General features: G+C 69.0%; 10 protein-coding genes. 3 read left to right on the plus strand and 7 right to left on the minus strand.

Features of this window, described 5'->3' with window-relative positions; translation table 11 throughout:
- Positions 1-50: 50 nt before the first annotated feature.
- The gene (locus tag WME98_RS08120) at positions 51-1,925 is read left to right on the plus strand and encodes a hypothetical protein (protein WP_437950757.1); all 1,875 of its coding nucleotides are present in this window, start codon (positions 51-53) and stop codon (positions 1,923-1,925) included.
- 59 nt (positions 1,926-1,984) lie between these two features.
- Here the strand turns inward: WME98_RS08120 and WME98_RS08125 are convergent, their stop codons facing one another.
- Both WME98_RS08125 and WME98_RS08130 read right to left on the minus strand, forming a co-directional pair.
- Complete coding sequence (locus WME98_RS08125) at positions 1,985-4,447, minus strand: PAS domain-containing protein (protein WP_437950758.1); 2,463 nt, start codon at positions 4,445-4,447, stop codon at positions 1,985-1,987.
- A 317-nt stretch (positions 4,448-4,764) separates the two neighbouring features.
- Entirely contained in the window at positions 4,765-5,571 is an 807-nt protein-coding gene (locus WME98_RS08130) for a DUF899 domain-containing protein (RefSeq protein WP_437950759.1), read from the minus strand.
- Positions 5,572-5,654: 83 nt separating this feature from the next.
- Here WME98_RS08130 and WME98_RS08135 point away from each other — a divergent pair, with 83 nt between their 5' ends.
- Positions 5,655-6,875, plus strand: coding sequence for a helix-turn-helix domain-containing protein (locus tag WME98_RS08135; protein ID WP_437950760.1), 1,221 nt, complete (start codon positions 5,655-5,657; stop codon positions 6,873-6,875).
- A 333-nt stretch (positions 6,876-7,208) separates the two neighbouring features.
- The gene (locus WME98_RS08140) at positions 7,209-8,120 is read left to right on the plus strand and encodes a M20/M25/M40 family metallo-hydrolase (RefSeq protein ID WP_437950761.1); all 912 of its coding nucleotides are present in this window, start codon (positions 7,209-7,211) and stop codon (positions 8,118-8,120) included.
- Between the two features lie 118 nt (positions 8,121-8,238).
- On the opposite strand, the gene WME98_RS08145 is transcribed toward WME98_RS08140, so the two are convergent.
- The 5 genes from WME98_RS08145 to WME98_RS08165 form a co-directional block, all read right to left on the minus strand.
- Positions 8,239-8,736 carry a hypothetical protein gene (locus WME98_RS08145; RefSeq protein ID WP_437950762.1) on the minus strand — a complete coding sequence of 166 codons (498 nt, stop codon included), beginning with the start codon at positions 8,734-8,736 and terminating at the stop codon, positions 8,239-8,241.
- A 136-nt stretch (positions 8,737-8,872) separates the two neighbouring features.
- The gene (locus WME98_RS08150) at positions 8,873-9,775 is read right to left on the minus strand and encodes a hypothetical protein (RefSeq protein ID WP_437950763.1); all 903 of its coding nucleotides are present in this window, start codon (positions 9,773-9,775) and stop codon (positions 8,873-8,875) included.
- Between the two features lie 313 nt (positions 9,776-10,088).
- Positions 10,089-10,514: a sigma 54-interacting transcriptional regulator gene (locus WME98_RS08155; protein WP_437950764.1), complete on the minus strand. Its 426-nt coding sequence runs from the start codon at positions 10,512-10,514 to the stop codon at positions 10,089-10,091.
- Between the two features lie 246 nt (positions 10,515-10,760).
- On the minus strand, positions 10,761-13,664 hold the full coding sequence (locus tag WME98_RS08160) for an endo-1,C4-beta-glucanase (RefSeq protein WP_437950765.1): 2,904 nt from the start codon (positions 13,662-13,664) through the stop codon (positions 10,761-10,763).
- A gap of 246 nt (positions 13,665-13,910) precedes the next feature.
- Positions 13,911-14,609, minus strand: coding sequence for a DUF4230 domain-containing protein (locus WME98_RS08165; RefSeq protein ID WP_437950766.1), 699 nt, complete (start codon positions 14,607-14,609; stop codon positions 13,911-13,913).
- Positions 14,610-14,805 lie beyond the last annotated feature (196 nt).

Consider the following 14,805-nt stretch of genomic DNA (forward strand, 5'->3'; position numbering starts at 1 on the left):
GCCAATGCTTCCTCTCGCGGCACCAACCATTCGCAATGGATGTATGTCCTATGAACCAAGCGCGCTTGATCACCCTTGCGGCCCTGCTCTTGCCTGGACTCGCGTTGAGCGGGGCATGCTCCAGTGAGCCGCCCAACAACCCGAAGGAAGCCATCTTGGATCCCGATGGCGATGAGACGCCCGCCGACCCTGGCGATGAGACGCCCGCCGACCCTGGCGATGAGATGCCCCCCGACACGCCGCCGGGCTCGCAGATGTTCACCTGCGACGCTTCGAAGTCGCCCATGTTCAAGAGCCGCGACGTGTTGAACATGCGGATCTCTGCCGATTTTACGAAGCTGAACAGCGCGCCAACAAAAGAGGAATCGGGCTCGCAGGCCGTGATCGAGCTGAGCGACCAGAGCGGCGCGGCGCCGATCACCGCGAACATCATCGCCCGGGGAGTCTCGCGCTTCAATTGCGGCTTTCGCCCGTTCTCGCTCAAATTCGAGGAGAAGCAGAAAGACAACATCTTCGCGCACCTCGGCAAGTCGGTGAAATTCGTCACGCATTGCGGAGACAGGGAAGGCTTGTCTCCCACGCTCAAGGCGGACTCTCTCGAGACCTACGAACAGCGCCTGCTGATGGAGGACACTATTTATCAAGTGCTCGATCAGCTGCAGGTGCCCTCGCTCAAGACTCGGCTCGTACGGCTCACCTACCACGACGCGCCGACCGGCAAGGAGGAGACGCACCTCGCGTTCGTGCGCGAGCCCGAGGACGAGATGGCCGAGCGCTGCGGCATGGAGGAATTGGAAGACCTGTCCGGGGTCGACACCTCGCAGTTCAAGGTGGACCAGCAGGGTGTAGTGCTGCTGAACCTGCTGAACGATTTCGTGATTCAGTACGACGGGATCGATGGGAAGAACCTGGTCGCCATGGCCGACGTCGATCGCAAGGCGATCGTTCGCGCTCCCTACGACTTCGACCTGGTCGGCGTGTCCCGGCCAGATTACGTGGCCAACGAGGGGCGCACGCTCGAACAGAACCGAGACGCGTTCGCTGAGTGGCTGCGGCGCAACCAGAGCCCCACGCTGTTCGAACAGATCGACAGGATGCTGGCTCGAGCCGACCAGATGCAAGGCGCCGTCGATCAGTCGACGATGAACGAGGAGAACCATGAGGTCTTCTCCCGCTGGCTCTCGCTTTACTTGGGTCTCCTCCGGGATTTCCGCGCGTGCGAGGGGCACACGGACGACCCGTCGCGGCCCCTGTGCCACGTGGAAGACGACCACGGCGATGGCCCGGATTCGGCCAGCGGGGTCGATCCCGGCGAATGGAGCGCGCGCATCGAGCCGCCCGGCGACGCGGACATGTTCGCCGTCGATCTGCAGGCGAACACGCTTTACTCCCTCGGTGGCCGCGTGCCTCTCGAGCTCTTCGACGCCCAGCAGAACCTCGTGGCATCGGCCTCGGAGCGGGCCGTCTCGCTCAAGCCGAGCCAGACGGGCACATACTACCTCCGTGCGTCGCTGGGCGAACAGCTGGTCACGTCGCCGCTGCTCCCGAGACCCGAAGAGCTCGATCGTTACATCTCCCTCTACGCGGACGATCACGGGGCGTCCCTGGAGACGGCGACCACGCTGGAGGCCGGCGAGGCCGGCGAGGGCACGTGGGAGCTGGCCAAGGGAGAAGACGAGGATTGGTTCCTGGTGAGCGCTGGCGCATCGGCCAACGTCCACATCGTGCTGCGGGATACGGACACTGGCCGCGTCGAGGTGAGCCGGCGCGATGCGCCGGCCGACGAGCTCCCCCTCGAGGAGTATCTTCTGGAAGGTGACAACGACGTATCGCGGCTCTTCGAGCAACCTGGCGAGTACGTCGTCCGGGTCATCCAGATGATCGGCCTCCGCGCCAATGGTTCCTACACCATGACGCTGCAATAGCCGCGCCGCCCCGCGGCACGCGTCCGGTGCCCCACATGCTGTCCTGGGGCTCCTCCGCGCTATGCGGGCCAGGTGAACCGGAACGTGGCGCCCTGGCCGGGCGTGGACTCGACCCACACCCGGCCGCCCCGCGTCTCGATGATCTTCTTGACCACCGAGAGGCCGATGCCGGCCCCCTCGACCTTGTCGCGGGCCTCCAGCGTCTGAAAGATGCCCCAGATGCGCTCGTGGTACTCGGGCGCGATACCAGGGCCGTTGTCGGTGACGAAGAACTCGAACGCGTCGCCCGCCGGCCGGAAGCCGAGCCGGACGAGGGGATCGGGGCGCGCCAGCGCCGAGAACTTGATGGCGTTGCCGAGCAGGTTCATGAACACCTGCTGGAGCGGCACCCGCTCGGCCATCAGCGTGGGCAGCCCCGGCTGCACCGCGATCTGGACGTGCTCCGGCGGCGCGAGGAGATCCAGCACTTCCCTGACCATCGTCGCCGTGTCCACCGGCGCGGCCGCGTCGCGCACCCGCCCCGCGCGGGAGTAGGCCAGGATCCCGTCAATCAGCGCCTCCATGCGGTGGACGCGCCCGAGCAGCAACTTGATGTGCTCCTGCGAGCCGGGCGAGAGGAGCTCGCCCACGTCCTCCTGGAGCCACTGCGCCAGGCTCGCGATGCCGCGGAGCGGCGCCTTCAGGTCGTGCGACGTGACGTACGCGAAGCGGTCGAGCTCGCGGTTCGACTGCTCCAGCGCTTGCGTGAGGCGCGTGAGCTCCACGGCCCGCTGCTCCGCCTGCTGACGCGCGCGCACCATGTCCGTGACCTCGATCGCGTGGGTCATCACGCCGAACGCGCTGCCGTCCTCCCCGATCAGCGGCTGATAGACGAAGTTGAAGTACGCCTCCTCCGTGCGCCCGAAGCGCTCGACCCGCACGAGCGCCTCGTTGCCGACGTACGGCTCGCGCGTGGCGAGCACCTGGTCGTACAGCGCGGGGAAGCCCTGGTCGACGAGATCCGGGAAGGCCTCCCGCACCGTCCTGCCGAGCAGCGGGCGCTCCCCGGTCACGTGCGCGTAAAGAGGGTTGGCGGCCTCGATGACGTGCGTCGGCCCGCGCGTCACCATGATCGCCGCCGGCGCCTGCAGGAACACGTCGTTCAGCCGGTTGCGCTCGTGCTCGAGCTGCTGCTGGAGCCGGTGCTGCTCGGTGACGTCGCGCGCGGTGAGCACCACGCCGATGTGCCGCCCCTGATCGCCGTAGACCGGCACCGCGCTGCCCTGCATGCGGCGCGGCGCCGCGCCGGGGCTGCGCACGACCCACGTCTCGTCGATCACCCGCTCGCCCCGCCGCGCCCGCGCCGGGGGGAGCTGCTCGGCCGGGTACGGCGTGCCGTCCAGCCGCTCCAGCGGGAGCCGCTCCTGCTGCTCGGCGAGCGTCGCCCCGGCGCGGAGCTCGGGATAGAGGGCGCGCGCCATGTCGTTGAGGAAGTTGACCCGACCCTCGCTGTCGAAGGTCACCACCGCGTCTGCGATCTGCCCCAGCATGGCGGCCCGCTCCGCCGCGAGCTCCTCGACGCGCTTGCGGGCGAGCACCTGCTCCGTGGTCTCCACCGCGTGGGCCATGATGCCGAAGACGCTCCCGCCCGCGTCCTTCAGCGGCTGGTACACGAAGTCGAGGTAGACCTCGTCCAGCACGCCGTCGCCGCGGCGATCGAGCTTCACGAGCGCTTCGTGGGCCACGAACGGCTTGCCGCTGCGCCGCACCGAGTCGACGAGCTCCGGGAACCCTTGGCCGACGACCTCGGGCAGCGCCTCCCGCAGCGGCTTGCCGACCAGGTCGCGCCGGCCCACGAGCTCGAGGTAGCGCGGGTTGGCCACGGTGAACGTGTGCTCCGGCCCCTCGAGCACGGCGATGATCGCCGGGACCTGCATGAACACCTCATAGAGGCGCTCCCGCTCCGCCTTGGCCTCCGCCAGCGCGCGGTCGCGCTCGATGCGCGTCCGCACCTCCTGGGTGACGTCGAAGACCGTCACGAAGACGCCGCCCACCGCGCCCGACTCGTCGCGGACGGGGTTGTAGCAGAGCGTGAGGTAATGCTCCTCGACTCGGCCATGCGGGGCGAGCGGGTACATCGTCTCCTTGAAGGAGATCGTCTCACCCTGGAAGACGCGCGGGTAGATGCCCTCGTTGATGTGCCAGACCTCGGGCCAGCACTCCCGGTTCGCCTGTCCGAGCCCCGCCGGGTGCTTGGCGCCCATGAGCAGCCGGTACGCGTCATTATAGATTTGCACGAGCTCCGGCCCCCAGAGCACGATCATCGGGAAGCTCGAGCTGAGGACGATGCTCACCGCGGTCTTCAGGCTCTGCGGCCAGCGCTCGACAGGGCCGAGCGGCGTCGCGCCCCAGTCCTTCTCCCGGCAAAGCGCGCTCAGCTCGCTGGCGCCGGGGAAGACATCGGCGATGGCGGGGCGGCGGCCTCCGCCGGCGGCCACGGTGCTCTCGGCGGGAGCGAAGTGCGTGCGAGAGGTTGGCTTCATTCCTGGACGTCCGTCCGGCCAGACGAGCAAACGCCTCCGACGGCGTCAAGTCCATCAGACCGCGGGACCCCGCGCGCGGCGAGCTCATCAGACGTGGCGCTCGACCGCTCGAGCAGCGCGCCGAGGTCGATGGGCTCCTTCTGTCTCGCAGCTTTACCGGACGCTCGCGCGATGCTTCGGAGTGAGCGTCCACGATCGCCAGAACCGCGTGCGCGAATAAGGCTCCTCGCCGTCCATTCAGCTCGTCGCGGAGGGGAGAGCGCGCCGGCCTCGAGGCCTCTCGCCCTCCCGTCGCACCGTCGACAGCGACGCCCGGTTCACCCGCAGCACGGCGCGCCGACGCTCTTCGCCGGCGCATCGTACTCGTCATGACGACGCCACCAGACGCCCGTCTCGTTGCGCCCCTTGGGAGCGCGGTCGAGCCACTGGTACGCGCCCCACAGCCCGTCCAGGCCGCGCGCATACGTGGAGTACGTATGGTAGACGGCGCCGTCCTCCAGCACGAAGGCGCTCATGCCCGGCCGATCGCGGTGGAACGTGGCCGTGTCGGTCCCGCACATGGCCGCGATCTTGGACTCCGCCCCCTCGCCGCCGCCCTCCTGGCCCGGGCGCCACACAAACGCAGTCTCGCGCCGGTAGTTGTAGTCGACGCCCCCCTTGCGCTGCTGCTCCTCGGTGAACCAGACATTGAAGTCGGCGTTGAAGTCGCTCGCAGACGACGACGCCCAGGGGAAGGTCCAGCCCATTCGCCGCTTGTACGACTGCAGCTTCGCGAGCGGCGCCCGCGAGACCGCCCAGAGCATCACGTCGTGGTTGGCCAGGTGAACCGAGAACCCGTTGAACCCGTCCGCGATCATCGAGCAGGAAGGGCAGCCCGCCGCGTAATCGGGTCCAAACATGAAGTGGTAGACGAGGAGCTGCGAGCGCCCTCGGAAGAGGTCCGCCAGCGAGACCGCCCCCTCGTCCGTCTCGAAGCGGTAGTTCTTTTCGACTCGGACCCATGGCAGCGCCTGGCGTCGCTGCGCCAGCTCATCGCTGCGCCGCGTCAGCTCCTTCTCCGCCTCCAGCAGCTCGCGCCGCGCCGCCAGCCAGTCTTCGCGTGTCCCGATCATGTGTGCCGTCATCGTCTTCACTCCTTGAATCGGTCGTGAGGTAGTTTAGGATCGGGCGCCGAGCGGGCGGGAGTTACAAGTGTGGCGGGATTCGGATGGACTCACTGATCACGGCCGCGGCGCGCGCGCTCGCGGCGGGTGATCCGCTCGGCGCGCTGAGCCGGGTCGCCTTGCGCGACGACGCGCCTGCGCTCGCGCTGCGCGGCATCGCGATGGCGCAGCTCGGCGATTTCGCGCGCGCGAAGTCTCTCCTGCGAAGGGCGGCGCGCGCCTTCGGCGCGAAGGAGGCCGTGGCCCGCGCGCGATGCGCGGTCGCCGAGGCCGAGATCGCGCTCGCGTCGCGCGACCTGGACTGGCCCGCGAAGCTGCTCGACGCGGCGCGGATGACGCTCGAAGCGCACGGCGACCGGGTGAACGCCGCGCATGCGCGGGTCCTCGAGATCCGGCGCCTGCTGCTGATCGGACGCCTCGACGAGGCCGAGGACAGGCTCGCCGAGCTCGACCCGGCGCCCCTGCCGCCCGCGCTCAAGGCCGCCCACGAGCTGGTCGTCGCCGGCATCGCGATGCGGCGCCTCCGGACGAAGCCGGCGCGCGCTGCGCTCGCCCGGGCCGCGCGCGCCGCGCGCCAGGCGGGTGTCCCCGCGCTGACGGCGGAGGTCGAGGGCGCGGCCCTCACCCTGACCACACCGGCAGCACGCCTGATCGCGCGCGGCGAGGTGCGCCCCCTGCTGCTCGAGGAGGTGGAGGCGCTGCTGGCGTCGGAGGCGCTGGTCGTGGATGCCTGTCGCCACGTCGTGCGCGACGCGCGCGCGGCGGTCTCGCTCGCGCGACGCCCGGTCCTGTTCGCGCTCGCGCGCGCGCTGGCGGAGGCATGGCCCGGAGATGTGCCGAGGGACACGCTGGTGGCGACGGCCTTTGCGGCGAAGCGCGCCGACGACTCGCATCGTGCGCGGCTCCGGGTCGAGATCGGGCGGCTTCGCGCGACGCTGCGGGCTCTGGCCAGCGTGAGCGCGACGCGGCGGGGCTTCGCGCTGGCGCCCCGCCTCGCCCGCGAGGTCGTCGTGCTGGCGCGGCCCGTCGAGGAGCAGCATGCGGCGGTGCTCGCCTTCCTCGCCGACGGCGAGTCCTGGTCGAGCTCGGCCCTGGCGCTCGCCCTCGGCGCGAGCCAGCGCACGGTGCAGCGGGCCCTCGACGCCCTCGCGGCGGTGGGCAAGGTACAGTCCTTCGGTCACGGGCGGGCGCGGCGCTGGATGACCCCACTGGGGCCGGGCTTCACGGCGATCTTGTTGCTCCCCGCCCCGCTGCCGAATGACTGAGCGAGCCGCGCGCCGCCATGTGCGATGAGCCAGCGCGCTGCGCGGCGCCCGCACGCGACCCTTGCGTGCGCGCGACGTGTGCTGCACGGTCTCTCGCCAGCGGGTCGATGCTGAGCGGCTCGGTCGCTGGCGCGCACGTTGCGCCTCCGCCGAGGCGCCAGCCCGCATCGTTGCTTCGGATCGGAGGTCGACGTGGAGCTCCTCGAGAATTTGCTGTGGCTATGCAAGATCCCCTCGCCGACGGGTGAGGAACGCTCGCTGGCCGACGAGCTGGGTCAACGTCTCGAATCGCTCTCCTTGGCCTCACCGCTGCGCCGTTACGGCAACTCTTTGGTGGCACCGCTCACGCGCGCGTCGGGAGGCCCCAAGGTTCTCCTCGTCGGGCAGCTCGACGTGGCGAACGCGGGGAATCGCGGGGAGGCGCGGACGGAGAACGGCCGCGTGCTTGGCGCTGGAGCCGCCGAGAAGAGCGGCATCAGCCTGATGCTCGATCTGGCCGGGCGCAGGCCGCCGGTGCGCGCCGATATCACCCTCGTTTTTCACGCTGGCGGAGGGCGCGGCTTCGACGGGAGCGAGCTCAGGCTGGTGATGGCGAAGGACGCCGAGCTCCGGAGCGCCGACTTCGCCCTGGTGCTCAAGCCGACGGACAACAAGCTTCAGCTCGGCGCGGGCGGCTCCACGCACGCGACGCTGGCGTTCGCGGGCCGCACGGGGCACAGCGGGTTGCCCGGGGCCGGCGTGAACGCGATTCACAAGCTCGCGCGCGTGCTCTCCCGCCTGGCCGCGTTCGAGCCAGTACCCGACGTCGTGGACGGCCTCACGTGGTACGAAATGATGAACGCCACCTCGGCGCACGGAGGCCGATCCGGCAGCGTCGTGCCGGATCAACTGGAAGTGAATGTGCACCACACGTTCGGTCCGAGCACGGACTCCCACGCCTCGCAAGACCGGCTGATCGCGCTCGTGGACCGAGTAGGGGCTGTCCGGTTCGAGGAGCTCTCCGAGCCGGCGCCGCCGAACCGGAGCCACGCGCTCATCGCCGCCCTCGAACAGAGCGGCGTTCAGGGCGTCGAGGCCCGGCAAACGTGGACCGAGGTGGCGAGCTTCGCGGCGCTCCAGATCCCGGCGGCGAATTTCGGACCGGGCATGGAGCGGACGATGCACGCTCAAAACGAGGTGACGGAGCTCTCGGAGCTCGGGCGGGCGCAAACCATCCTCGACCGCTGGTTCGCCAACATGCCGTGACGCGCCGTTCGTGCGAGGTGGAAGAATCGAATGAGCATCGATCTGAAGGGGCCCGCGCCTCAACCCCTCATCGATGCATTGCCCGCTGGATCGCGCCGCGCCCGGCCGGCGCGGGGCGCTACTTCACGTTCAGCGTGGCGCTGGCCGAGCGACAGACGGGCTCGCAGCCAGGGCCGTTGGGGCGCGACTCGACGTACGATGGGGAGAAGTCTGCCTCGGCGAGGGACGTGCCGTCGCGCGAGATCTCGACGGTGACCTGCCCGGGCGCGGAGCTCATCTGGATCTCGGAGAACCCGTGCGCGCTCGGCGGCAACGCGCAGCCGGACTCGCCGATGAGCAGGCTCGGGCCGCTGCACGTGAGCGCCCGGCCCGCCGCGCAGTCCGGCAGCGGCAGCTTTCCTTCGCAGGTGGTTGTCTCGCCGTCGGCGGTGATCACGAAGCGATACGCACCGGCAGGCCAGGGCGCTTCGGACGCGAGCCGGAGGGTAAAGCCGTTGACGCACCCGATCTGGGTGCAGCCCCGGGCCGGGGGCGGCTCGCCGGCGGCGGAGGGAGAGTCGGGAGACGGGGTCTCTGCTGCACACGCAGCGACGATCCCCAGAACGATCAAGACCAAGGGCGATGCGCTGGCGCTCCTCATCCTCATGTTCCGAGCAACGCGCTCGTCGCCCGGCAGCTTACACCCGGAAGGCGATCGCCAGGAGCCCTTCGCGCGCGGCGGTCGCGCGCGATCGCTCCGACCGGCGGACGGGCTAATGGGGCACCTCGGTCGGCGCGCACGTCGAGACGCCCGCGCCGATGACCGCGGTGAGGAGCACGGGCACCGCGAGCTCCGGCGGGGCCTGGGAGTCAGGGTCCAGGCGATAGACCCTGGACGAGAGCGCGTCCTCGTCGTTGGTCACGAAGAACCAGAAGTCGCCCCCCCACGTCGCGAACGCCCAGCTGGAGCCGATGGTCACGCCGGGCAGCGCTCTCTCCGAGAGCGTGGCGCCGGTGAGCTTGTCGAGCTCGCTCACGGACGACACCCCCGCCGGCTGCTTCACGAACCCGAAGAGGCGGCCGTCGCCCGTGCCCGTCAGGTCCGCGTTGGCGCCCGCGCCCTGGCCGAGCGGGCGGACCGCGTACGACCGCCTGTCGAAGACGCCGAGCGTCCGGGCGGGGTTCGCCCCGTCCGTGTCATTGAAGAAGACCGCGTCTCGCACATAAAGGGTCTCCTGGTCGGGGCCGTCATCGGCGGCGAACGCCATGCCGAAATTGCGGAACGGTGCCCCGTCTTCCACCTTGTAGGGCGTGACTTCGCAGCGACCCGTGGCGATGTCGACCCGGCTGACCGACCCGTTCCAGTCGACGATCCAGGCGACGCCGTTCCGGTCGACGGCCATCGAGAACGGGCCGCCATCGCCGCACCCCAGCCTGCCGATACGATGGAGCTCCAGGTCGGCGGGATGGAACGAAAAGAGCTCCTGGTAGGGCGAGACGAGATAGATGTGGTGCGTCACATCCGAGCACGGGCCGGCAGAGCTCCCCGGCGGCGGATCCCAGCCGCTCCCGTCGCGAGCGCTCCCCCCTTCGCCGACGTGCCCGATCGCGCCGAACGGGCCAGCTTCCCCCGCGCTCCCATCCTCCCCGTGGCTCCCATCGACGGGGTGGTCCAAGGTGGTGCCTTGCGCGCACGCGGCGAGCGAGACGACGACGGTGCTTACGGAAATCAGAGGCCGGACGATACGCAGCATGGTCGCCCCCTGGGACAAGGTTCGCGGCTGCGAATGGGTGGCGACGCGCGCGGGGCGCCATTTGGAAAAGTGAACCTTCCAGACGATCCGCTACTGCTGCAAGGGCGCAGCCCCCCGTCCACTTCGACCTGTACCGGGCGCTCCGCCTGGCGCGCGAGCCCGCGAAATCCAGGCAGCTCTCGGCGACCGGACCGCCCGGCGGCCTGAAGCCTGACGACGGCGAGGCTCGAGTCGACTATAACTCCATGTACGCCTTCTCGTACTCCCTCGCGACGCGGCTCCGGCCGACGAGGAGCGGCTCGTCAAGCCGCACGTCGAGCCCACCGGACGCAGGGGGCGACTGCGGCTTCGATCCGGCGGGCTCCGGCGCGCCTAGCGCGAGAGCACGCGCCACCGCATTGCGCAGCTCCCGCACGTTCCCAGGCCAGGACTGCTCGACGAAGAGGTTGACGACGTGCTCAGGGAGAGGCGCAGCGGCGGGAATACGGCTGGCCAGCTGCTGCTCCAGGTGGCGCACCAGGATCGGGATGTCCTCGATCCGCTCGCGGAGTGGCGGGAGGCGGATCGGCACCACGGCGTCCAGGAAGAGCGTGCCGCCCTCGGCTTCCTCGAGCATCCCCACGCGGTCCTCCGAGGCGCCCGTGAACGCACTTCTTGACATGAGCCGCGTCCGGATCTCGTCCGGAGCTCGCGCGACGCGACCGCTGGCTCGTCGAGCGCGAGGAGCTGGCGCACGTCGCCGGCGAGCTGGGTCCCATGCAGGCTACCGTCGAGAGGGACGACGGTGCGCCCTCGGCGACGCCGGGGCATCATCGATCATCGGGTGCCAGAGAGATTGCAAGAGGCGCGCCGGCCTCGACGTGTGCGGGGCAAGCGTCTCCCCGCTGCTTCTCGGGGAAGCTCGAAGCTATTGGCTCAGGTGCTCGATGGTGACGATGCCGTGGCCGCTCGGCGTGCACACGCCTTCGTCACCCGCGGGGCTGGCGCCTGCATTCCAGGAGCCGCCGCCGCCGCCCACGCGGCCACCGCCGCCTCCCGAGTAACCGCCGCCGCCGCCACCGCCATAGCAGCCGTTGCCGGCGCCGCCGCCGCCGTACCCGCCGTGAGCCAACCCGCCGCAGGACTTTCCAACCCCGCCCTTGCCGGCCAGGATCCCGGCCGAGAAGGCGAAGCCGCCCTCGCCGTAGGCTCCGTCGGAGGCGCCGTTGCCCAGCCAGCCGCCGCCGGCGGAGCCATAGGACGCGATCCTGCTACCGCCGAGGCCGTTGGCGCCGCCCGGGATGAACCCGGACGTATAGCTGGAGCTCACCGACCCGCTCACACCGCCCGTGCCGACGCTCCCATGGCGACCATGGACCAGCGCGCCGGAGCGGACCCCGCCGCCTCCACCGGCGATGACCAGGGGAGAGCCGTTCAATGTAACGAACGTCCCGCCGCCGCCGCCGCCGCTGTAGGGGGCAGAGGTCCCCTTCTGGCCGACGAGGATCGCGACGTTGTCACCGGCCGACAACATGAAGTCTCCGACGATCCGGGCGCCGCAGCCGCCGGAGACGTTCGTTGCCTGCGATGCGCTGGCACCGCGAGCGCCGATCGCCGTGATGCGATAGACGCCGCCCTCCTGCACCGTCCACGTTTGCAGCGCAGGCGGTCCCGTCGGTCCCTCGTACGCCACACCGTCCACCGTGTTGGTGAACTTGAGTCTTCCCTTCAGCACCGTGAATGGCGAGAAGCTCTTGGTCATGCCACAGACCTGGATCACGCTCACCGGAGAGTCTGGATCGCTGTAATCGATACCGCAGCTCGCCTCATCGACGCATCCGCACGCCGCGAGATCGTCGATGCAATTCAACGCCGGCTTGTCCGCTCCCGGCGGAGGCTCGAGCGGATCCCATCTCCTCTCTGTCTCATTGTAGTGACCGAGAACGAAGAATTCGGTCGGCTCGGGACCAACGATCTGCCTCTTCACGCACACCTTCACCGACGGATCGGCTAGACCATCTGGGTAGGCAGCTGTGGTCTTGATGTCGTAGTAAATAGGGCTGCATCCGGATATGTCTGTGGCGGCCTGCCCGTCCGCACAGTACGCAATGAACCCCTCCGGCGGCTCGGGACCGAAGGGGGTCTCGGTCACGGTGGTGACGCCGGGGGATGTCACCTGCGGAAACTCCAGGCTTACCGTGAGCGCCGTGCTCTCGATAGGCTTGACCAATACCTCTGGATGGGAGAGATCCGTGCTCGGGAGCGTGGGTACCGGTGTTCCGAACGTGACGTCCTGGGTGCTGAGCTGTGTCACGGATCCATTGACCGTGGCGTACGCTCTCATGGTATAGGTGCCCGGCTCGGCGACCATGGTCAAGGCGGACTCGTCCTTCTGAGTCGAGGAGCCGTAGGCGCGGAACCATCTGTACGTTTTCGTAGAATTGTCACCATTATACTCGTACCTGTACGCATCGACGTAAGGGCTGCTCACGAGGGATGACAAATTTCTGACGGAGAAGTAAGCGTTGCTCTTGACGAGCACCACATCCTCGTCACCGAGGCTCTGGACCGCGCCCGGAGCGACCGTGATCGATAGAGCGCTGCTGTCATTATGATGATAGCGATAGTATTGAACGTTGATGGGGAGCTCCGGGTCGGACGAGTCAAAGAGGCCGAACCTCAGGAGGTAGCGTTTCCACACTCCGCTCGGGAGCCAATGTTCAAACTGACCATCGGCCGGTGTGTAGTGCTCGGCCGAAGTCTGGAGGCCCTGGCCCAGATCCTGACGGATGAGCTGCGAGGATGCCCAGGAGAGATCGGCGTTGGAGACGAGGCCGCTCACGTTCAGCGTCACCTGGCCCGTACCCAACGTCTCGACGAAATCCTGGGTGGCCGTCGAGCCGACGGCGATGTTGACGCGGTACGATCTGGTGTCGGAGTAATGTTGTAGGAAATTGCTCCGCAGGTACACGTCGTACTGGCCCGGTGAAAGCTCAAGCGTGTAGGACCCATCAGAGGGCACCACCATCGAACCTGTGATTCCCTGGGCCGGTGTGCCGGTCACACCCTGAAAGTACAAAGTTTGCCTGGTGATGCCGCCGCCAGGCGTGAAGGCGATGAGCCCCGCCAGCGTTCCCGTACTGGTGAGATCGATCGGCCAGATCACGCTCGCTTGCCCCTCTTGCAGATTGACCGTCTGCTCGCTTAGGCGACGCCTGACCCGGGTCGTCCCGTCGGCGGCGATCAAGTCGACCGAACCCTGCACCTTGACCGCATCCCGAGGGATCATCGCGTTCCAGCTCGTGAAGGATGACGGCCGCGGGCTGGAGGGGTACCCGTAGGTAGTCGCGCTGTAAGACTCCGCGCTGGTGCCTGCGGACGCATTCACCTGATAATACTCGATCGTACCTCCGGCGATGTCGATCGTGAAGTTGACTCGATGGATGCTCGAATAGTTCCAATCGACCGTGGTCGGCCCGTTCGCGCTGTCAACGAGCAACGGTGACGATCGGCTGATCCGCAGAGACGTCGACCCAGCGGTAGGATTGCTGAAGAAGGCCTCGATGCTGGGCCTGTAGCTGTGTCCGCTCTCCACCGTCAGCGAGTACGGACTCGTCGTGATCGTCTCCCGCGCCTCAAGCCCGTCGGTGGAATAGGCGGACACGATGGCACTCGTGAGCGTTTCGGTGCTGAACGACACCTTGCCCGCGATCTCCGCGGGATTGAGGATCACCACGGTCGACGCGACGGCGCCAGCCGCAATCACCGAGCTGGCGATTCCCACCCCGCCGCCCGCTACCCATACCAGCAGCTTCTTCGATCGCTCCCGCATGGTCCGCTCCTCGTCTCTCGACCTCGACACAGGCGAGCAAACGCTCGGCCTGTCGAAGTGAGCGCGCATACTAAATGCGAGCTTGGAAGAACGGAATTCCATTTTTGTGGTATGTGTCGGGAGGCCGAAGCGGCCGTCATTGTCGCCCGTGACCGGTGGCGGGCCGGCGTTTGAAGCGCGCCCCATCGGGGGCACCCCTGCACCGCGGTCCGGCATCGCGTCCCCCCCCCCGACACGCCCCCCGCGTCAGTCCCCCCCGACGCCCACGTCGCGCCAGCGGATCTCCACCCGCTTCGCGCCGAGCTGGGTCGCGAGCGCCGTGATCTGCCGCTCGGCCTGCGCCTTCGCGCGCGTCATCACGTTCCCCTCGAGCGCGGCCTTCTCGATCGCCTCGGTCGCCTCCTTGCGCGCCCGCGACTCGAGCTGCTCGTTGCGCCGCGCGAGCAGGCTCGTCTTGCGCGTGTAGACGTACGTCGCATCCTCGTCGAGCCGGGTCGCGAAGACCTCGGGCGCCGGCAGCGTGAGCCGCGCGACCCCGGTCTCCGGATCCATCGCGATGTCGCCCTCGCCGATCCGCGCGAGATCGACGCCGATGGTGACGTGCCCGACCGCGACGAGCAGGAGGGCGTCGGTGGCCTGCACCAGGCCGAACAGGCGGCTCTGCCGGTCGGCCAGATCCACGACCTTCTCGACGTGGACCTCGGTGGTCTCGAGCCGCGACAGGTCGCGGATCGCGACGACGAGCGCGGGCGTCGGCCGCGCGACGAGGGTGCTCTCAGGCGCGGGCGCGCGGAGGCGCGGCGCCACGACGAGCGCGCCGAAGCCGACCGACGCGAGCAGCGCGACCGCGAGCAGCGCGATCCGCGCGGCGCGGCCGGCCTGCGCGCGGGGGCGCGGCGCGTGCGCTGCGACCGGAGCGTAGGGGTCCTGGAGCGGGCCTTCCATCGGGGGTACCTCGGAGGACCGCAGGCGCGCAGGCGCCCGCGGCAGCTCGGCTGGGCACAGCCTAGAAGAGCCGCGCGTCCTCCGGGAGAGAGTTCTGAGAACAGGAAGGCCGGAAGGCGAGAAGAATCGACTCGGCCCGCTGGCCCGGCGAGGAGCGCGCCCCTCCGGGCAGCCGTGCGCGGCCGGCGTCACCTCA

The organism is Sorangium sp. So ce296 (assembly GCF_051529605.1).
Taxonomy (GTDB): Bacteria; Myxococcota_A; Polyangia; order Polyangiales; family Polyangiaceae; genus Sorangium; species Sorangium cellulosum_D.